General features: G+C 66.6%; 15 protein-coding genes. 11 read left to right on the plus strand and 4 right to left on the minus strand.

Annotation, left to right across the window (positions count from 1 at the left end):
* Positions 1-25: 25 nt before the first annotated feature.
* Together C7R54_RS21155 and C7R54_RS21160 are read left to right on the plus strand one after the other, a co-directional pair.
* A complete protein-coding gene (locus C7R54_RS21155) occupies positions 26-802 on the plus strand; it encodes a DUF3304 domain-containing protein (protein ID WP_129152389.1) in 777 nt (258 codons plus the stop codon).
* Positions 795-3,113: a DUF2235 domain-containing protein gene (locus C7R54_RS21160; RefSeq protein WP_129152390.1), complete on the plus strand. Its 2,319-nt coding sequence runs from the start codon at positions 795-797 to the stop codon at positions 3,111-3,113. Before C7R54_RS21155 ends, C7R54_RS21160 begins: the two co-directional genes overlap by 8 nt.
* A 65-nt stretch (positions 3,114-3,178) precedes the next feature.
* Here C7R54_RS21160 and C7R54_RS21165 read toward each other — a convergent pair whose 3' ends face one another.
* From C7R54_RS21165 to tssJ, 4 genes are all read right to left on the minus strand, one after another.
* Positions 3,179-5,992 (minus strand): type VI secretion system Vgr family protein, encoded by a 2,814-nt coding sequence (locus tag C7R54_RS21165; protein WP_129152391.1) that lies wholly within the window; start codon positions 5,990-5,992, stop codon positions 3,179-3,181.
* A 60-nt stretch (positions 5,993-6,052) separates the two neighbouring features.
* On the minus strand, positions 6,053-6,820 hold the full coding sequence (gene icmH, locus C7R54_RS21170; RefSeq protein ID WP_377815283.1) for a type IVB secretion system protein IcmH/DotU: 768 nt from the start codon (positions 6,818-6,820) through the stop codon (positions 6,053-6,055).
* A gap of 41 nt (positions 6,821-6,861) precedes the next feature.
* Positions 6,862-8,208, minus strand: a complete 1,347-nt coding sequence (gene tssK, locus C7R54_RS21175; RefSeq protein WP_129152393.1) for a type VI secretion system baseplate subunit TssK — start codon at positions 8,206-8,208, stop codon at positions 6,862-6,864.
* Between the two features lie 103 nt (positions 8,209-8,311).
* A complete protein-coding gene (tssJ, locus tag C7R54_RS21180) occupies positions 8,312-8,929 on the minus strand; it encodes a type VI secretion system lipoprotein TssJ (RefSeq protein ID WP_129152394.1) in 618 nt (205 codons plus the stop codon).
* Positions 8,930-9,260: 331 nt separating this feature from the next.
* On the opposite strand from tssJ, the gene C7R54_RS21185 reads away from it, so the two are divergent.
* From C7R54_RS21185 to C7R54_RS21225, 9 genes are all read left to right on the plus strand, one after another.
* Positions 9,261-9,833 carry a tetratricopeptide repeat protein gene (locus C7R54_RS21185; protein WP_240039640.1) on the plus strand — a complete coding sequence of 191 codons (573 nt, stop codon included), beginning with the start codon at positions 9,261-9,263 and terminating at the stop codon, positions 9,831-9,833.
* A 21-nt stretch (positions 9,834-9,854) separates the two neighbouring features.
* On the plus strand, positions 9,855-10,430 hold the full coding sequence (tssB, locus tag C7R54_RS21190; RefSeq protein WP_129152396.1) for a type VI secretion system contractile sheath small subunit: 576 nt from the start codon (positions 9,855-9,857) through the stop codon (positions 10,428-10,430).
* A complete protein-coding gene (gene tssC, locus C7R54_RS21195; protein ID WP_129152397.1) occupies positions 10,423-11,913 on the plus strand; it encodes a type VI secretion system contractile sheath large subunit in 1,491 nt (496 codons plus the stop codon). The genes tssB and tssC overlap by 8 nt, the downstream gene beginning before the upstream one ends.
* A gap of 46 nt (positions 11,914-11,959) precedes the next feature.
* On the plus strand, positions 11,960-12,463 hold the full coding sequence (locus tag C7R54_RS21200; protein ID WP_129152398.1) for an Hcp family type VI secretion system effector: 504 nt from the start codon (positions 11,960-11,962) through the stop codon (positions 12,461-12,463).
* Between the two features lie 72 nt (positions 12,464-12,535).
* Positions 12,536-13,021, plus strand: coding sequence for a type VI secretion system baseplate subunit TssE (gene tssE / locus C7R54_RS21205; protein ID WP_129152399.1), 486 nt, complete (start codon positions 12,536-12,538; stop codon positions 13,019-13,021).
* A gap of 35 nt (positions 13,022-13,056) precedes the next feature.
* Positions 13,057-14,892, plus strand: a complete 1,836-nt coding sequence (gene tssF, locus C7R54_RS21210) for a type VI secretion system baseplate subunit TssF (protein ID WP_129152400.1) — start codon at positions 13,057-13,059, stop codon at positions 14,890-14,892.
* Positions 14,856-15,956, plus strand: coding sequence for a type VI secretion system baseplate subunit TssG (gene tssG / locus C7R54_RS21215; RefSeq protein ID WP_192903714.1), 1,101 nt, complete (start codon positions 14,856-14,858; stop codon positions 15,954-15,956). The genes tssF and tssG overlap by 37 nt, the downstream gene beginning before the upstream one ends.
* A gap of 49 nt (positions 15,957-16,005) precedes the next feature.
* Complete coding sequence (gene tssH / locus C7R54_RS21220; RefSeq protein WP_129152402.1) at positions 16,006-18,723, plus strand: type VI secretion system ATPase TssH; 2,718 nt, start codon at positions 16,006-16,008, stop codon at positions 18,721-18,723.
* 38 nt (positions 18,724-18,761) lie between these two features.
* Positions 18,762-21,572, plus strand: a complete 2,811-nt coding sequence (locus tag C7R54_RS21225; RefSeq protein ID WP_129152403.1) for a type VI secretion system Vgr family protein — start codon at positions 18,762-18,764, stop codon at positions 21,570-21,572.
* Positions 21,573-21,580 lie beyond the last annotated feature (8 nt).

Here is a 21,580-nt window from a genome sequence, read left to right on the forward strand (position 1 = left end):
AGAGCCTAAGATTTTGGAGTAGGGAATGCGCAAGCTTCTGATGACGGTCCTGATGTCGCTGGGACTGCTGGCGGGTTGTAATGGCGAGCCTTCATACAAAGGCGTGAGCTTTATCGCCTATAACTACACGCAGTTCGACATGGACAGCGTGTCCGTCACGGACAAGGCGGGTGAAAGCGCCGCCACAATGCAGGTAAGCGTGGGGGCGGGCGGCGGCTCGGTGGCGTGTTGCTATACGCTCAAGGGCACGGAGTTCACGGCCGAATGGCGCGCCGCCGACCCCGAGGTCCTGGGACAGCACCTCGACGATGGAAGGATGCAGGAGTTTTTCTTCACTCGGAAGAAAAAGGTGACCTTCGCCCCCGCCGGAATCCCGTCCGGCGACGGGCCACTGGTTCTCGAACTGCATATCTATCCCGACGAGCACGTTGAAATGGCGCTTAGCCGCAAGCTGGTCAACGGCCGCCTGCCGATCGTGGACACGACACGCTGGCTGTGGCGCACGCATAAAGACGCCTTGACCGGTTTCAGCGACGTCTATGAAGTCTTGCACACGGTCGCGCGCGTCACCAAGACTTCCTGGGGCAAGTACCGCATCGAGGACGCCGCCGATATGCGCGAGTACATGAAGATGTACTTCACCGTGGCCTCCAATTTCGACCAGGATCCGGAGGTCAATGCCGTGCTGGAAAAGAAGGATCGTCAGCCGGGGGAGTTCGCCCGTGCGATCGAAGCGCTTACGCCTGAACGCATCGCTGCCATGAAGAAGTCGGGCAGCGCGCCGGGAGATAAAAATGGCTGAACAGAATTCGGGCGCGGCCTCATCCGTGGACCGCACACCCGCCTCGGTGCTGAAGGCGATGGCGCAGAATGAGGCCGCCTATCCCAAGGACGATTGCCTTGAGTGCGCGGCGGTCATCCGGATGGGATTCTTCTTCGATGGTTTCGGCAGGAATCGTGATGTCGACAAGACGCATCCCACGTTCTATTCGAACATCAGCCGCCTGTGGGAGGCGCACCACGCGCAGGACGACGTCGACCGGCCCCAGCATCAACACTGGTTCCGCTTTTATTATTCGGGCCTCGGCACCACGCTGAACGAAGACGCCAAGAACGACGACCTCATCTATGCCGCCACGACGGCGGGCGCCAAGCTCGCCAGCGAGGCCGCCAAGCAACTCAAGAACGCGGCCCGGAACGTCGCCCGTCTCGACGAAGTGCCCGAGACCGATATCGTCAAGCGCTTGCAGGGCGCGACCCAGAAGTCGGTGCAGGGATGGTCCTACCAGCCCTTGGTGAAGGCCTACAAGGACGTGGTGAAGGATGTGAAGACCCTGCCGGACAAGGTGGTTCGCATCTGGAACGTCTGGGATCCCGAGCGCCTCACGAACCGCGTCCGAGGCACGCTGCGAGGCGCATGGGCCGGTTTCAAGAAGAACCCGTTCAAGGTCGCCTGGACCGTGGGGAAGGAGGCGGCCAAGGCCGCCGTGCTGGAAGGCGTTCCCATCGTCCGCGATAACGAAACCGTGGCCTATTTGATGGGGACCGGCGTCGATGTGCGCGTGGACGCGGCCTTGCGCCAGTTCAAGGCAGCCTACGAGACCGTGAATGCGGAGTCGCACGTGGGACGCATCGAGATCACCGTGTTCGGCGGCGATCGCGGCGGCGTGCTCGCCAAGCAGTTCATCAACGACCTGGTCAAGAAGTACAAGCGTCGCAGCGACGTCGACCTGGCGATCATGGGCGACAAGACGGCCAACCGTCCGGACACGCCTATCGCCATACGATTCGTGGGCCTGCTCGACTCCGTGGCCTCGATCATGGATGAAAACACGTTCCTGGGATTCCTGCCGTTCACCGACCTGCTGAAGCAGACGTACAAGGACCGCACGCTGACCATTCCGGCGGCCGCGGAGTATTGCGTGCATTTCGGCGCGGCGCACGAGCTGCGGCGCAACCAGAGGCTGGACAGCCTGGAGAAGACGCGCGGCGAACAATACCTGTATCCGGGGTCGAGCGGCGACGTGACGGGGGTGAGCCCGGAAGGCGCCCTGGGGATGCGCGGCGAACTGTCCCGTGTCCCGCTGCGCGACATGCTCAACCTGGCGTTGAGCCATGGCGCCGCCATGTTCAGCATCGAGGGCCTGAGGCAGGCGCGCAGGGCGACCTATGACAAGTTCGCGATGAGCCAGCCGATCTCCGCCGACGGCCAGACCCTCAACATCAAGGAATTGGTCGACGCCTACCGCGAGGTGGTCCCGCACAAGCCGGGTATCGACTTCACGCCGCACATGGAGGTGTTCCTGCGCTGGCTCGCGGTGCGCTACCAGGATCCCGTATTCAAGAGCGAGCTTTCCGATCCAGCCGAGAAATGGATCAAGGACCGGGATTTCTTCACTCCCCAGCAGGAATATAACGAGGAACTGCGGCGCGTCAGCATGATGTCGCCCGAAGAACGCGCGAAGCCGGAAAATACCGCCCGGTTGCGCGAACTGGAAGCGTTGAAGAACGAACGCTGGGACCGCGCCGAAGCCAGCCGGGGCGAACTACCGCCACAACGCTTCAAGCCTCTCTGGCAGCGCCTGGAGGAAGAGATCAAGACCCTGGGACAGTCCGAGCGGGACGAGGCCAGGATGGACGAGCGCAAGAAATGGATGGAAGCCAACCGTCCCGAGGCGGTGCGGAGGATCCAGCAGTATGACCAGGACATGCTCGACCGCGAGCGCGCGCGCAACCGGTCCATGGGCAAGGGCGACGAGGAGCCCAAGCTGGATGATCCGTTCGCCGAGGCGAAGGCCAGGCGGGGAATCGAGAAGCGCTTGCTGGCCGCCTGGCGCGAGGCCGCCGACGGCAAGAACCCCTTGCCGCCCAAGGTCATGACCCTGTTCGACTGGCTGGTGCATGATGCGATGCTGAGCAGCTGGCCCGACCATTTGCTGGCCAGCACCACGCTGTATTTCCGCGTGCGCGACAAGGACGTGTTCGGCGCGACGGACTTCAAGGCGGAGATGAAGCAGCGCGGCCAGGACATGCAGTCCGCGCAACGGGTCGACGAAGCGGCCGCCCGCCAGGCGCAACTCGGTCAGCGTCCGCCCGCCGTCGCCGCGCGCTGATTTCCCGCCAGGCATCGCCCTGGCGGGTGTTCAACCGCCGTCGTCGAACATCGGCGGATCGATGGCTACGACACTTCGTCGCCGAACTTGAACTTCGCATACCGCAGCGCGTACTCCAGCGGCTGCGACTCTTCCGTATGCACGCGCTCGGTCGAGCCCGCCGGCGGCGTGTCGCCCATCCAGGTATCGGCCTGCGGCTTATGCCGCACCGTGAATGGCATGTCTTCGAACTTCTCTCCCAGGGCGTCGTTGTAGACCACTTGCTGGGTGTAGGTCCCCGTGCGCGCCGCCGGCAGCTGGGGCAATTGCGCGGCGTCGGACGCGGGGCCCTCGAAACTGTGGCTGGCGCCCTTCACCGAGAACAGGCCCGGCGACTTGAACACGATGTCGCCGCCTCGCAGCGTCACGCTCGCGCCGGCGGCGACCAGGGTCACGCTGTCCTTCGCCAGCACCTCGATGCCGTCTTCGGTGGACGTCACCGTTACGCCTTGGTCGGCCAGCAGCTCCAGTGCGTCCGTATGCGCTCGCAGGGACACCGGCGATTGCGCGGCGATGGCGCGTATGCCTTCCTGGTCCGCATAGAACCCCGCGGCCTGGCCCGCCACCACGGCATGGGTCTGGCGCGCCGAGACATGCACGTCCTCCTGCGCCGAGGCGTGCAGGTCGCCCGTCGCATGCAGCACGGCGCTGGCGGGCGTGGACAGGTTCAGCGACATCGGCGCGTCGAGCACCACGCGCGCGCCGTCGATGCCGTCCACGGGATCGGTGCCGCTACGGCTCTCGCGGCCGGCCTTGTTCGCGGCCTGGCCATTCACCGAGGACGGCAGCTTGCCGTCCTGCGCCGGGTCCACCGCCTTGATGGCGTCCCCGAAGCCGTCGTTGGCCCGCAAGGCCCGCGCATTGCGTCGGACGGCGGTGGCATCCAGGCGCTGCGAAATATTCTGTGCCTGCCGCAGGCGCTGCAAGGTGTTCGGCGTGGCCAGCGTCGCCGTCGCCTGGGGATCGGCGGCGGAGGTCAGCAGCATGCCCTGGCCGGACCGCAATACCGTCCAGGCATCGCTGCGCAATTCGAAGCCGCTGCCGCGCCACGCGCCGCGATTGCCGTCCGCGGCCGATTGGGCCACGAGGTGGCCCAGGTTCAACTGGCTGGCCGCGGTCGACGTCGCCATCTGCATGCGAAGTTGCCCGCTGGTGTCGTCGAACAGCCATTGGTTGTGGCCTGACCCGTCCAGGGCCTGGCTGTGCCAGCCGCTGAGGACACCGCCGTGGTTGGCGCCGCCATCGACGCCGGCGGAGTAGGGCGGAAGATCGCTGTCGTTGTACAGCTGGGCCGCGATCACCGGCTGGTCGATATCGCCGTCGAGGAACTCGACGACGACTTCGGTGCCGGAACGCGGAACATGGTGTCCACCCCAGTTCGGGCCTGCCTGGCCCGTGGCCACGCGCAGCCATGCGCCGCTGGCGTCACTGCCAGGCGCATTGCCGCGCGTATCGCCATGGCTGTTGTGCGCCAGCCCGCCGGCCAGCGGCCGTTCGCCGCGCTGCCAGGGGAATTGCACCTTCACGCGCAAGTCCCGGCCGGACGAAATCGGCGCGTCGTCGGTCGCCACGACCTGGGCGATCGTGGCCTCCGGCGCCGTCGGCCGCGCGCGCCAGGCGGGCAGCACGGCGGCCGCGCGCGGTTGTGCCTCGAAGCGGTTGCGATAACGCCCGCGTTCCAGGTCGGTCGAGCCCGCCAGGCCGGCGGCCTGGCTGCCCAGGTTGTTTGCCGCCTCGTGGATGACGCGCAGCACCGTGTATTCTCGGCCCAGCTCGTCAATGGCCTGTCCGCCGTCGCCGCCGTAGCCGCCTTTAGCGGCGTTGCCGCCGCCCTGGGCGCCATAGCGGTCATGTCCCGTCATTTCGAAGGTCTCGCCGGGGCTCAGCTGGCGTACGGTGCCGCTGCCTTCGTAGCGCACCTGGCGCGCCTCCAGCGTGCGCAGCCGCAGCAGCGCGACCCGGCTGGCGTCGTCGCCGTCGGCATAGCGGCCGTGACCGTCGTAGTCGTAGTCCTCCAGGCTGGGCAGCTTGCCGACGTTCTCGCTGGATGCCAGCCGCGCCGCGTGCGCCTGCAAGGCGCGGTCGTCCCAAGCGCTGCGCGTCACGACATTGGACTGCACCGCGAGGGCTGAATGGAAGCGGGTGATCGTGTCGCTCGTCTCAGTGGCGTCGCTGCGATGAAAGCGGATGGGCGAGGCGGCGTTGGCGGGCAGGTCGGCGCCGGCGTCGAACACCACCAACTGGTGCCGCGCGGAAGAGGAGGATGAGCCGTCGTCGTCCCCCTGCCGATGGACGAAGCGGAAGGCCAGGCCATCCTCGGCCAGGATGCGCTGCACGAATTCCAGGTCCGATTCGCGATACTGCGTGCGTATCGCGCGCTTGGGCGGCGTCGCGTTGACCTCGAACGCATACGACGATAAAGGATAGTCCGCGAAGATTTCCGCCAGGATGTCGATCGATGTCTTGTCCTGGAAGAGGTAGCTGTCGCGTCGCAGGGCCAGGCTTTGCAGCCAGGGACGGCCATGGATGCGGTAGCGCGCCAGGCCGCCGTCCGCCCCCAGGTTGTCGACGCCCGTGACCATGGCGTGCCAGCGCCGCGTCGACCGGTCGGCAAGCTGCAGGTCGATGCTGATTTCGCGTCCCAGCAGGGGCGTCGCATCCAGTTGCGTGGATGTCGACAGGCAGTCGAGCGTGACAGTGAACAGGCGGGATATCCCTTCGTCCAGCAGCAGCCGCTCGGCGACGAGCGCGTCGCCCAGTGGCGTGCTGACGCGCAGCAGGCGGGTGTCCTGCGTCAACAGGGCCGTGTTCAACGTGGCGTAGGCGAGGGCGGTATCCATGGCGGGGCGAATCGAGGCCGGCCGAAGCCGGGAAGGGGACGATGAATGGGGGCTGATGCGTCAGGGCAGCGAGATGGTCAGGTGCGCCACGCGCGGCCCGAGCTTGACGATGTCGTGGTAAGGGGCCATGGCCGTCTGCATGTCCTTGCCCAGCTGGCGGTCAAGGCCGAAATACGCCAGCAGGGCCAGCAGGGCGAAGGTCGCGCCCACGGTCCACAGCGGCACGTCGCGCCTGATCGCGTGGGCGACCTTGTCCGGGATGGCCCAATGCGGCGCGAAGCCGGCGCGCTTGCCGCGCAGCAGGGCGATCTCGTCGCCCAGGCGGGCGGTGAGATACCCCAGCTTTTCCTGCCCTTCGATCAGGTACTTGCCCTGGAAGCCGAGCAGCAGGCACATGTAATAGACCTCCAGCGATTGCAGCCTGCGTCCGCCTTGGGCGCGCAGGTCCTCCAGCCGGTTGAAGAAGTTCTCGCCCGCCAACTGCTCGCCGAACAGCGCCAGCTGCAGCGGCTGCAGCATCCAGCTGTCGCGAATGGCGAACCGGGAGTTCAGTACGGTCTCGTCCACGGCGGCGCAGAAGGCGTACTTGGTGGCGTAGATGTCTTCGGCGGGCAGGTCCTGCTTCTTGGCGGCGCGTTCGAACTCCGCCAGGAATTGCTGCACGCGCGCGGAAAACGATGCGGCGTCCTTGGGCTCCTGCCCGCTCTTGAGCAGGAACAGCATAAGGAAGCCGTCGTAGAGCATGTCCATCAACGACTTCGACGTGGAAGTGGCCATGAACTCGGCGGCGCGCGGCGGCAGCTGTTGCGGATGCTGGGCGCCGGACATCAGGGAGGGCGTGTTGTCGGTCATGAGAAATCAGCGGCAGGTCAGTGGGCGACGGCGATCAGATCCAGCTTCAGTTCGGGAATGCCCGCCGGCGCGTAGATGGCGATGCTCTGCGCCTGCAGCATGCGGTCGTAGAGCGCCCCGCGTGCCTGCAGGGCGAAATAGCAGGCGCCCGGCTTGACGGGGATGGCGGCGGGAACTTGCGGCGTATAGACCAGTTGCACGCCGGGCATTGCCGACAGCACAAGCTTTTCGGCATCGTCGGGCGCACCCACCTTGAAGCGCAGGGGCACCATGTCGGCCAGCTCGGCCGCCGGCGTGGCGGCGGATACGGCCAGGTAGAAACGGGTCTTGTCGTCCACCTTGCCGGAATCCAGGCGACCGGTATGGAAGGACGGCCGCACCTCTTCGAGCACGATGGAGAAGTAACGCGTCGAGATGACGGTATCGAGCAGGTCACGCAGGATATCGTCCAGGCGCGCGAAGGCCGGTCCCGGGATCTCATGGCGATATTGCGGCAGGTCGGCCAGCGCATATTCCTTGGAGAAAGTCATCAGCGCCCCGGCCAGGCGCAGCAGCTCCTGGAACAGCCGTTCCGGATGCAGGCCCGGATGGTGATACAGGTGCGCCAGCGCGGCGTGAGCCTCGTTGGCGGTGTGTAGCAGCCAGAAGGACGCGACGTCGCCCGAGCGGAATTCGATGACGTTCTTCGAGGGCTCGCGATGCAGGCCATACAAGGTGCCGACCTTCGCCTCCAGCGCGTCCAGCAGCCGGCGCAAGCGGTCGTGCAGGGCGGCGCATGCGTCGATGGCCACGCAGGGCGCGATGAATTCGTGGTCCAGCTCATAGCCGGAACTGGCGTTGCGGCGCACCCGCGCCACCGGTATCGCCAGCAGTTCGTCGCGCGGATCGAACTCCGAGACCAGGCGGACGTTCTTGCGCAGATAGGTAAGGTCGGCGGTGCTGGCGTTCGTATAGAGGTCGGGCGCCGGGCGTTCGCCGCGCTGATAGCGCGCATTGAAATCGTGGCCGTCCTGCGGCGCGGCGCAATTGCCGCCCACGGCCTTCAATGGATGCATGGCAAGGTAGAACACGGCCTCGGAGGCGCCGTCCAGGCTGTTCATCGAGACGGGTGGCGGCAGGGCGTCGTCGTCGGGCGCCGAATAGATTTCGCCGTCGGGGAAAATGGCCGAGAGCTCCGTGGCATGCAGCATGCCGTTGGCCAGTGCCGCGGCGTCGAAGTGCACGTTGCGCAAGCCCCAGGAATAGGGATGCAGCGCGCGCGCGGTCTGCGCCAGGCGGGCCTCATGGTAGGCGTCCTGGCGTTGGAAGTGTTGCGGTCGAAGGAACAGGCCTTCGCCCCAAAGTATCTTGGCTGACTGGCTCACGGGTGACTCTACTCTTCTCTATATAGCGATCTGTAGCCGGCGCTGATGGCGACAGCGCTGGCGGGTTGCGAAGGCGAAGGCGGATGGCCTTGCCGGCGGTCGGTCAGACGGGACATTGCAGCGAACCCAGGCGCGAGGCATCGAAAGGCGGCGAGCCCAGCGGCGGCGATACCTTGCCGGTGGCCACGGTCAATGCGCAGGCATGCGCCCCCAGCACGATGCCGGTGTCCTTCGCGTCCTTGATATCGAAAACATATTTCCAGCGATAGGGCGCGGGCGCGAAGAACAGCGCCGCCACGCCGATGGCCGTGGCGTCCTTCGGCACCTTCTCGGTGTTCTGGTAAACCTGGCCGGGCATCAGCGTGACCTCGCGCTTCGCGATGACGCTGTCGCCCAGCCTGTCCTTTTCCTGTTTCTCATCGATAAGGGAGGACATGGGCGCTTGCTTGAAAGAGTCGGAATTCTTCAGGTAGTAAATCTTAGTAACGACAGCCATGGCCTGTCCGTTACTTATATTTAAATTTTGTCCGGCCTGGATGGAAAATTTCACATCCGTCGGCGCGTTGTCCGGTTTCTTGAGGCCTGTCGCTTCCAGTAACGATCCTGTGGCGCTGGCCACCGCGCTGACCGCGCCGGCGGCCGCACAGCCCCCGAGAACCGGCGTTCCGAGCGCGATACAAGCCCATGCAGCGGCACGTTGGAAAGGGATACGTTTATGCATGGCTCTTTATACCGGAAGCCTTAAAAACAATACAGAAGCCTTCTATTTCGAAGAACTTGCGTCTAAGTAACATTGAGAAAACTTATGTAGTGTCGTATTTACACGGTGTTGGTGAAATACGCCTCCTCGTAACAAGACCCCCGTTAACCAGATTTTTCCGACCTTTCTCCCCATGCAAATCCGCCGCCTGGCCTTAATCGCGGGACTCGTAGCAGTGCTCGCCGGTTGCACAACGACGCCGAAGACTCAGGAGCCTCAATCCGACGCGGATTTCAGGCAATCGATTTCCGAAGCGGAGAAGACTTTTGAAACGCAAGGCCCCGATGCCGCCGTGGCGCAGTTCGAGACCATCGCGCAGCGCAATCCGACACGTGGCCAGCCGTGGTCCTATATCGCCAAGATACGTTTCGACGAACACAAGTACGGCGAGGCCATCGTCGCCGCCGACGAGGCCTTGAACCGGGACCCCACCGATTTCATCGCCAAGTCCGTGCGCGCGGTGGGTGGCTTGCGCGTAGCCCTGCAATCGCTGTCGGACCTGCGCGCGGACTCGCTGCTGGCGGGCAACGCCCGCAATGACGCAGTGGCGCTGGCGCAATCGCTGCGCGACACGCTGGGACAGGATGTGTTGTTTCCCGAAGGCCAGAAGCCCCGGCGGGGCACGGGCACGGTGCGCCGTCCGCCGCCCAAGCCCGCCGCCGACGCCGCGACAGGCGCGGCGGCCACGGCGGCCACGACTACGACCGCGGCGCCCGCCGCGTCCGGCGTGGGCCAGGCCGTCGATGCCGCGGCCAATGCCGCCAAGCCGGCCGCGTCCCTGCCCGCCAAGCCGGCGACGCCCAGCGTGCCGTCGACCGGCGCGGCCGCGCCCGCGCCCAATCCCTTCGGCAATCTGCTGAAGTAACTCTTCCACGGAGCCGCGACCATGGCCAAGAAAGAAAGCATGCAGAAGCGGTTGCAGAAAGTGCGTCCGCCCCGTGTCCAGCTGACGTATGACGTCGAGAAGGGCGATGCCATCGAAAAGAAGGAGTTGCCCTTCGTGGTTGGCGTTGTCGGCGACTTCAGCGCCCAGTCCGAAGCCGAGCTGCCGCGATTGAAGGACCGGAAGTTCGTCAACGTCGACGTGGATAACTTCGACGACGTCATGCGCGGCCTGGAGCCGCGCGCCGCCTATCGCGTCAAGAACGAGTTGACGGAAGAGGGAGGCACCTTCGGTGTCGACCTCAAGTTCCGGTCGATCGAGGACTTCCGCCCGGAAGCCGTGGTGCGGCAGGTCGAGCCGCTGCAGAAGCTGCTGGAGATCCGCACCAAGCTGGCGGACCTGCGCAACAAGCTGGCCGGCAATGACAAGCTGGAGGACCTGCTGGGCGAGGTGCTGAGCAATACGGAGAAGCTGGCGCAGCTGACGAACGAGGCTGCAACGAATGGGGCTGCAACGAACGAGGCTGCAACGAAGGACGCCACGACGAAGGCGGACGACAAGGGAGACAAGCATGAGTAATGCCGCCGCCCAATCCGCCGCCGTCGCGCGGACCAGCGAGGACGCGGGCCTGCTGGACCAGATCGTCGAGCAAAGCCGCGTCGCCAAGTCGTCGGCCGAGCACGACCGCGCCAAGGATCTGATCGGCGAGCTCGCCCGCGAGGTGATGAAAGGCACCGTGGTGGTGTCGGACAATCTCTCGGCCATGCTGGACGCGCGCGTCGCCGAACTGGACCGCCTGATCTCGGCCCAGCTGAGCCAGGTGATGCACGCCCCGGAATTCCAGAAGCTGGAGAGCACCTGGCGCGGCCTGCACTACCTGTGCTCGGAAAGCCAGACCGGCACCATGCTCAAGATCAAGGTGCTGAACGTTACCAAGCGCGATTTGGTGCGCGACTTCCAGACCGCCATCGATTTCGACCAAAGCCTGATGTTCAAGAAGGTGTACGAAGAAGAATTCGGCACCTTCGGCGGATCCCCGTTCGGCGCCCTGCTGGGCAATTTCGAGATGACGCGCCAGCCGGAGGACATGTACTTCATCGAGCAGATGTCGCACGTGGCCGCCGCCGCCCATGCACCCTTCATCGCGTCGGCCTCGCCCGAACTGCTGGGCCTGGACAGCTTCGCCGACCTGGGCAAGCCGCGCGACCTGGCCAAGGTATTCGACACCGTCGAGTACACCAAGTGGCGCAGCTTCCGCGACTCCGAGGATTCGCGCTACGTCGGCCTGACCATGCCGCGCTTCCTCGGCCGCCTGCCTTACGATCCCAAGGAAGGCACCTCGGTCGAGGGTTTCAATTTCGTCGAGGATGTCGACGGCACCGACCATTCGAAGTACCTGTGGTGCAACGCCGTCTGGGCGTTCGGCGCGCGCCTGACGTCCGCGTTCGCGGACTTCGGCTGGTGCGCCGCCATCCGTGGCGTCGAAGGCGGTGGCCTGGTGGAGAACCTGCCCACCCACACGTTCAAGACCGACGACGGCGAGGTCGCGCTGAAGTGCCCGACCGAGATCGCCATCACCGATCGCCGCGAGAAGGAGCTGAGCGACCTGGGCCTGATTCCCCTGGTGCATTGCAAGAATTCCGATTACGCGGCCTTCTTCGGCGCGCAGTCGGTGCAGAAGCCCAAGAAGTACAACACCGACAGCGCCAATGCCAATGCGGTGCTGTCGGCGCAGTTGCAATACATCTTCTCGGTGTCCCGGGTGGCCCATTACCTGAAGGCCATGATGCGCGACAAGATCGGCAGCTTCGCGTCGCCGCAGTCGGTAGAAAGTTTTCTGAATCGCTGGGTATCGCAATATGTCTTGCTGGACGACAACGCCACCCAGGAGCAGAAGGCGCAGTTTCCGCTGCGCGAGGCATCCATCCAGGTCGCCGAGGTTCCCGGCCGCCCGGGTGTGTTCCGTGCCGTGGCGTTCCTGCGCCCGCACTTCCAACTGGACGAGCTGTCCATTTCTCTGCGATTGGTGGCCGAGCTGCCCTCGCAAGCCCAGAAATCCTGAGCTTGGACATCGTCCGTCCATGCCCGTTCACACTTAGAGGAAAGCGATGAAGGACATCTACATCAAGTTTGGCAATCCGGCGCTCAAAGGTGAGTCCCAGGACAAGGACCACCCCGACTGGATCGAAGCCAGCTCCTGGCACCACGAGATCATCCAGCCGCGCTCCGCCACCGCGTCGACCTCGGGAGGCCATACCGCCGAACGCTGCGATCACGGCGAAATGGTGTTCGGCAAGGACCTGGATGTGGTCAGTCCGCTGCTGTACCAGCACGCCTCGGGCGGCACGACGTTCGATGAAGTCACCGTCGACTTCATGCGCGCCGACGGCGAGGGCAACCGGGTCAAGTACCTCGAAATCAAGATGAAGTACGTGATCATCGCCCGCGTCGCGCCGCAGATCGTCGGCGAGGGCGTGCCCACCGAGACGCTGTCGCTGAAGTACGCCGCCGTGCAGTGGAAGTACACCCAGCAGAAGATCGGCGGCAACCAGGGCGGCAACTCGCAAGGCGCCTGGAGCCTGACCAAGAACGACAAGACCTACTCGGCCTGATCGCCAGCGGCGGTACCGAGGGAGACTGTGGCCCCGGGGGGCCGCAGTCTCTTTTGATTTCACGGGGATCGCATGAAAGGGTTCGAGCCCAGCCTGTTCGACAAGCTTTTCGGTGTCGACGGCGAGTCACCACATGCCCTGCGCCGCTTGTCGGTGGAGGAGATGAAGGAAACGGTGGCGCGCGACATCGAGGCCCTGCTCAACACCCGCATGGTGTTCTCGGAGGAGGCGCTCAAGCGCCTGCCGGAATGCCAGCGCTCGGTGCTGACATACGGCCTGGCGGATTTTTCCGGCCTGAGCCTGGCTAGCCACTACGACCGCGAGCTGATCTGCCGCTCGCTGGAGCAGGCCATCGCCCGCCACGAGCCGCGCCTGGCGCAAGTGCGCGTCATGCTGTTGGTCGACGGCCGTGCCACGTCGGTGCTGTATTTCGCCATCAACGCCATGCTGGAAGTGGGGCCGGCGCATGAGCCGGTCACGTTCGACGCCACGCTGCAGCCTTCCACGCTGCAGTATTCGGTCAGCAAGGGCTGGGCCAAGACCGCGGTCGCCGCCTGATACGGGCCGACGCAAGCAGACCGGGGGAGGGAAGCATGGAAGACCTGTTGCCGTACTATGAACGCGAGCTGAACTTCCTGCGCAGTTCGTCGCGTGACTTCGCCCAGCGCTATCCCAAGATCGCGTCGCGGCTGGGGCTGTCCGCCGAGAACAGCGAGGATCCGCATGTCGAGCGCATGATCGAGTCCTTCGCCCTGCTGGGCGCGCGGATCAACAAGAAGCTGGACGACGACTACCCCGAGTTCACCGAGGCCTTGTTCGAGGTCCTCTATCCGCATTACCTGCGACCGTTCCCCTCCTGCTCGGTCGCTTGCTTCGATGCCGGCCAGGTGGCCGCGCAACTGACCGCGCCGGCGCGCATTCCCCGCGGCACGGAGTTGAAATCCCATCCGGTGCGAGGCGTGGCCTGCCGTTTCCGCACGGTCTACGACGTGACCCTGTTGCCGCTGGCGATAACGGAGGTCAGCTATGTCAGCAGCGCCAGCGCGCCCGCCGGCAACCTGCCGGCCGGCATGACGGGGCGGTTGTCGATACGCCTGGAATGCCTGGGCGAGGCCATGAATTTCGCCGCCTTGCCGGCGAGCAAGGTGCGCGTTTATCTGCACGGCGAGCCGTCTTTCGTCGCTGCCCTGCGCGACTGCCTGTTCCTGCGCACGGCAGCCGCGTACGTGGAGTCGCGCCCGGGCCGCTGGGAGGCGGTCGCGGGGATGCCGATCAGCGAAGTGGGGCTGGCCGACGACGAGGCGCTCATCGACTATCCCGCCCGCTCGCACCCGGCCTATCGGCTGCTGGCCGAGCACTTCGTCTTCGCCGAGAAATTCAACTTCGTCGATATCGACCTGCAGTCCCTGCGGGGCGCCGTGGGCGCGGCGCGGGCCTTTACCCTGCACCTGGCGGTGCGCGGCGTGCGCGCTGACTCCAATACCGCGCGGCTGCTGGAGAGCGTCGGCACGGACAACCTGCGCCTGGGTTGCACGCCGGTGGTCAACCTGTTCAAGCAGCGCGCGGACCCCATCCGGGTGACGCACATGGCTGCGTCCTATCCCGTGGTGGCCGACGCGCGGCGGGCCTATGGCTATGACATCTACGCCATCGACCGCGTGCGCCAGGTGCGCCAGGGCGCGCAGGGCGAGTCGGTGGTGGAATTCCGGCCCTTCTACTCGCTGCAGCATGGCGACACCCCCGAGGGGGCTGGCCATTACTGGACGGCGCGCCGCGACGAACTGGTGGCGCAGCGCAGCCCCGGCTACGAGACGGAGATCTCGCTGGTCGACATCGACTTCGATCCCTCGGTGCCCCAGGTCGAGACGCTGAGCATAGACCTCACCTGCACCAATCGCGACCTGCCGGCGCAACTGGCGGCCGGCCAGCCGGGCGGCGACCTGTTCCTGGAGGGCGGCACGGTGGCGCGCGCCATCCGCATGCTGCGCCGCCCGACCCACAGCCATCGTTTTCCCCAGGGACACGCGGCCCATTGGCGGCTGATATCGCACCTGGCGCTGAACCACCTGTCCCTGGTGCAAAGCGGCCTTCCAGCGCTGAAGGAAACCTTGCGCCTGTACGATCTTTCGCATTCGGCGGTGGCCGCGCGCCAGATCGAGGGGCTGGTCGGCCTGGACTATCGTCCCGCCACCCATTGGATGGCGGGCGAGCCTTTCGCCACCTTCGTCCGCGGCATCGAAATACGCCTGACACTGAACGAGGACAACTTCGTCGGTACCAGCCTGCATGCTTTCGTGGCGGTGATGAACCGCTTTTTCGGCCTCTACGTGCACGCCAACAGCTTCGTGCAGCTGGTGGTGCTGTCGCGCCGGAATTCCGATGAACTTCTACGGTGCCCCCCATGCAACGGCGACGCGATACTGGCGTAATCGAATCGCTGCTGGCCGAGCCCCAGCGCTACAAGTTCTTCCAGGCCGTGCGCCTGCTGGAGCGGTGGTTCTTGCGGCGCCAGGACGGCCGCGCGCGCGACGTCGTGGCGGGACGCCTGCAATTCCTGAATTCCCCGTCGCTGGGTTTTCCGGCCAGCGAGATCTCCGGCATCCAGGCCTACGACCGCGACGACAATCCGCTCGCGGACGCGCAGGCGATCAAGACCGCGGTGGCCAATGGCGACGTGGCGCGCGTAGCCCTGACGCCGGCGTTCTTCGGCCTGCTGGGCGGCCAGGGCGCCTTGCCGCTGCACTATACGGAAAACCTGGCCCTGCGCGAAAGCCTCAGCCGCGATCGCGGCGCGCGCGCCTTCTTCGATATCTTCGCCAACCGCGCGGCGGCGTTGTTCTACGGGGCCTGGAAGAAATACCGCTTGCCCCTGCGGCACGAGTCCGACCGCGACCACCACTATCTGCCCCTGTTGCTGGCCCTGGGCGGCCTTGGCCATCCCGCGCTGCGCGACCGCCTGCGCGCCGGCGGCGGCGCGGTGTACGACGAGAGCATGGCGCACTATGCGGCGGCCATGCGCCAGCGTCCGGTCTCCGGCACGTATTTGCAGCAGGTGCTGCGGGACTATTTCAAGCAGGCGTTGCGGGTCGAGCAGTTCGTCGGCAAGTGGTACACGGTGCCGCCGGAACGTCGCACGTCGCTGGGCAGCCCGGGCGCCGTGCTGGGCGTGTCCGCCTTCGCCGGCGACCGCATCTGGCAGCGCGACCTGCGCATGCGCATCTGGATCGGGCCCTTGTCCGGCGAGGTGTTCGCCGACTTCCTGCCGGGCGGCGAGCGGGCTCGCGCGCTGGAGAAAATGCTGACCATGCTGGCCGGCGTCAGTTTCGAGTACGAGGTGCGCCTGATCCTCGCCAGGGAGGCGGTGACCGGCAGCGCGCTGGGCGGCGACGCCGCGGGCGGCGGCGCGCGCCTGGGCTGGAACACCTTCCTGTGCAGCGAACCGGCCACCGAAGACCGGGACGACGCCAGTTATGAATTGCACACCATCCACTGAAACGACCCTACAACTTCCCGGGAAACGCCGGTACGCCGGCGCCTAGCACATGGCCATACCCCTGAAGACGCTGATCGCGAAACTGAACAACACCTGCCGCCAGGCCGCGGAGCGCGCCGCCAACCTTTGCATGTCGCGCGGCCATTACGAAGTGGACCTGGAGCATCTGTTCCTGGCGCTGCTGGAGCAGCCGGGGTGCGATGTGGGGATGATCCTGCGTCACGGCGATATCGATCCGCTGGCCGTCGAGGCGGACCTCAACGCGGAGCTGCGCAATTTCAAGGATGGCAACAGCCGCACGCCGGTGTTCTCGCCCCACCTGACCAGCCTGTTCGAGCATGCATGGCTGATCGCGTCCCTGGACACGCAGACCACGCGCATCCGCTCCGGCCACCTGTTGCTGGCCCTGCTGACCGAGCCAGACCTGGCGCAACTGGCGCGCCGCGGCTCCACGCGTTTCGAGCAGGTCAAGCTGGACGCTCTGAAGCATGATTTCGCCGGCGTGACCGCGGGCTCCAGCGAGGCCTCGCAGTCGGTGGGCTTCGCCGACAGCGCGGCGTCGGCCGACGCGGGCAAGGCCCAGGGGGCGTTGTCGCGGACGCCGGCGCTGGACCAATACACCACCAACCTGACCGAACGCGCCCGCGAGGGGCATATCGATCCGGTGATCGGCCGCGACGGCGAAATCCGCCAGATGATCGATATCCTGACGCGGCGCCGGCAGAACAATCCCATCCTCACTGGCGAGGCCGGCGTCGGCAAGACCGCCGTGGTCGAAGGGCTGGCCTTGCGCATCATCGCGGGCGACGTGCCGCCCTTGCTGGCCAATGTCACGCTGCGGGTGCTGGACATGGGCCTGTTGCAGGCGGGCGCCAGTGTCAAGGGCGAGTTCGAGAACCGCTTGAAGAACGTCATCGAAGAGGTCAAGCGCAGCCCCACGCCCATCATCCTATTCATTGACGAGGCCCACACGATGATAGGCGCGGGCGGACAGGCCGGGCAGAACGATGCCGCCAACCTGCTGAAGCCGGCGCTGGCGCGCGGCGAGCTGCGCACCATCGCCGCCACGACGTGGAGCGAATACAAGAAGTACTTCGAAAAGGATGCCGCGCTGGCGCGCCGTTTCCAGGTGGTCAAGGTGGAAGAGCCCGACGAGGTGCTGGCGGCCAGCATGCTGCGGGGCATCGCGGCGCTGATGGAAAAGCATTTTTCCGTCCGGGTGCTGGATGAGGCCGTGACCGCCGCCGTACGCCTGTCGCATCGCTATATCAGCGGCCGCCAGCTGCCGGACAAGGCGGTGAGCGTGCTGGATACCGCCTGCGCGCGCGTTGCGCTGGGCAACAGCACCACCCCGGCCCTGATCGACGACACGCGGCAAAAGCTGGTCCGCCTGGCGGCCGAGCAAGGCGCGCTGAAGCGCGACGCGGCCGCCGCCGGCGGCCATGAGTCGCGCCTGGCGGAACTGGAGACGGAAATCGCCGCGGCTGGCGCCCTGCTGGAACAGGCTGGGCAACGCCTGGAGCAGGAACGCGCGTTGGCCCGCGAGATCCAGGCCTTGCGCGACGCGCTGGAGCGGGAAGGGCAGGAGCGGGACGGCGCGGGCGGGGCAGCGGACCAGCCGACCTCCTGGCCCGGCGCGAAGCGCAAGTCCGGCGGCAAGGCCGCGGCGCTCAACCCGCGCCAGCAGGAATTGGCCGGCCTGCTGGAGAAATTGCGCGTCCTGCAAGGCGAATCTCCGTTGGTGCCCGTTTGCGTGGACGCCCAGGTGGTGGCCGAGATCGTCGCCGCCTGGACCGGCATCCCGCTCGGCCGCATGGTCAACGACGAAGTGCGCACCGTGCTGGACCTGCAGCCTCTGCTCGCGGAACGGGTGATCGGCCAGGACCACGCGCTCGAAGCCATCGCGCAACGGGTGCGCACGTCGCGCGCGGGACTGGAAGATCCGGACAAGCCCAAGGGCGTTTTCCTGTTCGTCGGCCCTTCCGGCGTAGGCAAGACCGAGACCGCGCTGGCGGTTGCCGACATCCTGTACGGCGGCGAGCGCAAGCTCATCACCATCAATATGAGCGAGTACCAGGAGGCGCACAGCGTGTCTGGCCTGAAGGGTTCGCCGCCGGGCTACGTGGGCTACGGCGAGGGCGGCGTGCTGACCGAGGCCGTACGGCGCCAACCCTACAGCGTGGTGTTGCTGGACGAGATAGAGAAAGCCCATCCCGATGTGCTGGAGCTGTTTTTCCAGGTGTTCGACAAGGGCTTCATGGACGATGCCGAAGGACGCGAGATCGACTTCCGCAATACCTTGATCATCCTGACGTCGAACGTCGGTTCCTCGACCATCATGCAGGCGTGCCTGAACAAGACGGCGGAGGAGCGGCCGGCGCCGGATGCCTTGCATGAGGCCCTGCTGCCGCAGCTATACAAGGCCTTCAAGCCGGCCTTCCTCGGTCGCATGAAGACGGTGGCGTACTACCCGGTGGACGATGATGCGCTGGCGCGCATCATCACGCTGAAGCTGCAACGCATCGCCGCCCGCGTGCTGGCCAACCATCGCGCCGTGTTCGAGTGGGACGAAGCCCTGGTCGAGGCCGTGCTGGCCCGCTGCACCGAGGTCGATACCGGCGCGCGCAACGTCGATCACATCCTGAACGGCACCCTCTTGCCCGAGATTGCCGGGCAGGTGCTGGCCCGCATGGCCGAGGGCGCCGCCATCAGCCGCATCCGGGCCAGCGCGGGCGAGGCCGGCGATTTCAGTTTCCGTGTGGACTGAGGGGCGCGCCAGGATCGCGCCCCGGGAGAGCAAGCTTCATGTTCAGCGACACCCCAGACCTTACACGCCTGTTGACCGCCGCCTTCGAGCAGGGCAACCGGCTGCTGGACCTGTCCACGCCGCTGGGCGCCAATCGCCTGCTGGCCCAGGAGATGCGCGGCAGCGACCGCATCAGCCATGGCGGCTATCGACTGGACATCACGGCGCTGTCCGACGACGCGCATATCGCCTTGAAGGATATGCTGGGCCAGCCCGCCAGGCTTACCCTGCAGACCGCGCAAGGCCGGGACGCCCCGCGCGTCTGGCATGGCCATGTGACGGCGGCCAGCTTCGACGGCGCCAATGGCGGACTGGCGCGCTACCGGCTATGCGTGGAGCCTTGGTTGGCCTTCCTGCGCCAGCGCCGCGACAGCTACGTATTCCAGGACATGAATGTCTGCGACATCGTGGAAAGCGTCTTCAACGATTATCGCGACCAGGGCGCCCTGGCCCCCGCCTGGCGTTGGGCGTTGAAGGACCGGACGGTCTATGCCAAGCGCAGCCTGACCATCCAGTATCGGGAATCGGATTTCGACTTCGTCGAGCGCTTGCTGGCCGAGGAGGGCCTGTATTACTGGGTCGAGCACCAGTCCGGCGAGGAAGACGGCGGCGGTAGCCATACCGTGGTGATCGCCGACGACAACGACGCCTTCAAGGCCGGCCCGCAGGACCGCGTGCGCTTCCATCGGGCGGACGCGACGGAGACCGAGGACACCATGCAGCGCTGGGGCCGCGCGCGCCGCTGGTTGACCAATGGCGTGCGCCTGGCCAGCTGGGACTACCGCGCCGCCGGCGGCCGCGTGGTGTCCGTGCAGGCGCCCGGCGACGGCTTGAACAACAAGATGGCCCTGCTGGACGCCGACTATCCCGGCCAGTATGCCTTCGAGGACGACGCCCAGGGCGACCGGTTGGCGCACAACCTGCTCGCCGCCCTGCGCGTGCCCGCGTCCACCTTTGAAGGCGCCGGCACGGTGCGTACGCTGGCGGCCGGGCAGCGCTTCACCTTGACGGATCACTATGCCGACGGCACGTCCGACGGCAATGAGTTCCTGGTGCTGCGGGTCGATCACGCGGCGCGCAACAACCTCCAGGCCAGCCTGGGGCAGGCATTCGAGGAAGCGGCAGGGAAGGCCGGCGTGGCCATGGGCGGCCAATCCGCCGATGACGCGGTGGATGCGCCGGCCGACTTCTACCAGAACCGCGTTACCGCGATTCCCGCGACCGTGACGTATCGCAATGCGACCCTCGACGGCCACGGCCAGCGCATCCATCCCCGTCCCACCATCCTGGGCACGCAGACCGCGCTGGTGGTGGGCGCCGACGATCCCGTTCATACCGATCGCGACCACCGCATCCGTGTCCAGTTCCACTGGCAGCGCGGCGCTGCGTCGAGCAGCCGCCAGGCGCATCCGGCCGGCGTCGATAACGCCCCGGCGCGCAGCGACCTGGGAGCCTGGGTGCGAGTGGCCGAGCCCGTGGCCGGCGGCGACTGGGGCGGGCATTTCGTCCCACGCGTCGGCCAGGAGGTGCTGGTGCAGTTCCTGCACGGCGACATCGACCGGCCCGTGGTGGTCGGCGCGGTGTACAACGGCGCCGGCGGCGAGAACGCCGCGTACAACCAAGTGCAATCCGGCGCCGCGCGCAGTACGGGCAATGCCCCCGCCTGGTTCGCCGGCACCGAGGGCGCCCATGCGCACAACGTGGTGATGTCCGGGTTCAAGTCGCAGGAGATGTCCAGCAGTTCAGCCGGATCGGGCGGCTACAACCAACTGGTTATGGACGATACGCCAGGCCAGTCGCGCCTGACCGCGTCGACGACGCAGCAGGACAGTCGCCTGAACCTGGGCCGGCTCAAGCAGCAGAACGACAACGAACGCCTGGACGATCTCGGTCACGGCGCGGAACTGGCCAGCAAGGCCTCGCTGGCGGTGCGCGGCGGGCAGGGCCTGCTGGTCAGCGCCGACGCGCGCCCCAATGCCAGCGGCGCTGCGCTGGACAGCAGGGAAGCGGCGGCGCAGGTGGACAAGGCGTCGGAGCAGGCGCGTGGCCTGGCCCGGTCGGCCGCGACGCAGCAGGCCAGGCTGGAGGGGGATGGCGAACCCGTCGACCTGCCGGCGCTGCAGGGCTTGGCGCATGTCGGCGAAGTGCTGCGGCAGACGCAGACTCGGCCGCGCGCCAATAGCGGCGCGGGCGGCACGGGCGGCACGGCCAGCGGGACAGGGGATGGCGCTGCCGGCGGCGATACCGCGACCGCATACGGCGAGCCGCACTTCCAGGTCAGCGCCCCCGCCGGCATCGGCCAGTACACACCCGCCAGCGCCTTTCTGGCAGCCGGGGCCACGCTGGCCCACGTGGCGCCCGACGTCAACTGGAGCGCCATCGGCGACGTGGTGGCCGATGTGGCCGGCGGTGTCGTGCTGTACACCGACGGCAAGGGCGGCGCGGCCGGCCGGCCGGCCAGCCAGCGCGGCCTGATGCTGCACGCGGCGGCGGGCAAGCTGGCGATGCACGCGCAGCAGGATGCCGCCACGCTCAATGCCCGCGACACGGTGACGATCAGCTCCACGCACGCCACCGTGCAAATCGACGGCAGCACCCGCATCCTGGCGACGGCCGGCGGCGCCTACCTGCGCCTGGAGAATGGCCAGGTCCAGCTGCATGCGCCCGGCAAGGTGACCTTCCATGCCGGCTCCCATTCCTGGCAGGGCCCGCAATCGGCCCAGGCCGGAGCAGGCTTCGGCGGCGGCCCCTTGTGCGACGCCCGAGTGCGCGGCGCGGCCCAGCAAGGCGGCGCCGTGGTGCCGATCTAAGGGGGGAG

It is taken from the genome of Achromobacter aloeverae (genome assembly GCF_004121055.1).
Taxonomy (GTDB): domain Bacteria; phylum Pseudomonadota; class Gammaproteobacteria; order Burkholderiales; family Burkholderiaceae_B; genus Bordetella_C; species Bordetella_C aloeverae.

What these genes read in the sequence shown, in the direction of transcription:
- tssH (WP_129152402.1), top strand. Translation starts at nt 16,006, where the DNA reads ATGGCCATACCCCTGAAGACGCTGATCGCGAAACTGAACAACACCTGC.
- tssB (WP_129152396.1), top strand. Translation starts at nt 9,855, where the DNA reads ATGGCCAAGAAAGAAAGCATGCAGAAGCGGTTGCAGAAAGTGCGTCCG.
- tssF (WP_129152400.1), top strand. Translation starts at nt 13,057, where the DNA reads ATGGAAGACCTGTTGCCGTACTATGAACGCGAGCTGAACTTCCTGCGC.
- C7R54_RS21160 (WP_129152390.1), top strand. Translation starts at nt 795, where the DNA reads ATGGCTGAACAGAATTCGGGCGCGGCCTCATCCGTGGACCGCACACCC.
- C7R54_RS21165 (WP_129152391.1), bottom strand. Translation starts at nt 5,992, where the DNA reads ATGGATACCGCCCTCGCCTACGCCACGTTGAACACGGCCCTGTTGACG.
- C7R54_RS21200 (WP_129152398.1), top strand. Translation starts at nt 11,960, where the DNA reads ATGAAGGACATCTACATCAAGTTTGGCAATCCGGCGCTCAAAGGTGAG.
- tssE (WP_129152399.1), top strand. Translation starts at nt 12,536, where the DNA reads ATGAAAGGGTTCGAGCCCAGCCTGTTCGACAAGCTTTTCGGTGTCGAC.
- tssJ (WP_129152394.1), bottom strand. Translation starts at nt 8,929, where the DNA reads ATGCATAAACGTATCCCTTTCCAACGTGCCGCTGCATGGGCTTGTATC.
- tssC (WP_129152397.1), top strand. Translation starts at nt 10,423, where the DNA reads ATGAGTAATGCCGCCGCCCAATCCGCCGCCGTCGCGCGGACCAGCGAG.
- icmH (WP_377815283.1), bottom strand. Translation starts at nt 6,820, where the DNA reads ATGTCCGGCGCCCAGCATCCGCAACAGCTGCCGCCGCGCGCCGCCGAG.
- C7R54_RS21155 (WP_129152389.1), top strand. Translation starts at nt 26, where the DNA reads ATGCGCAAGCTTCTGATGACGGTCCTGATGTCGCTGGGACTGCTGGCG.
- C7R54_RS21225 (WP_129152403.1), top strand. Translation starts at nt 18,762, where the DNA reads ATGTTCAGCGACACCCCAGACCTTACACGCCTGTTGACCGCCGCCTTC.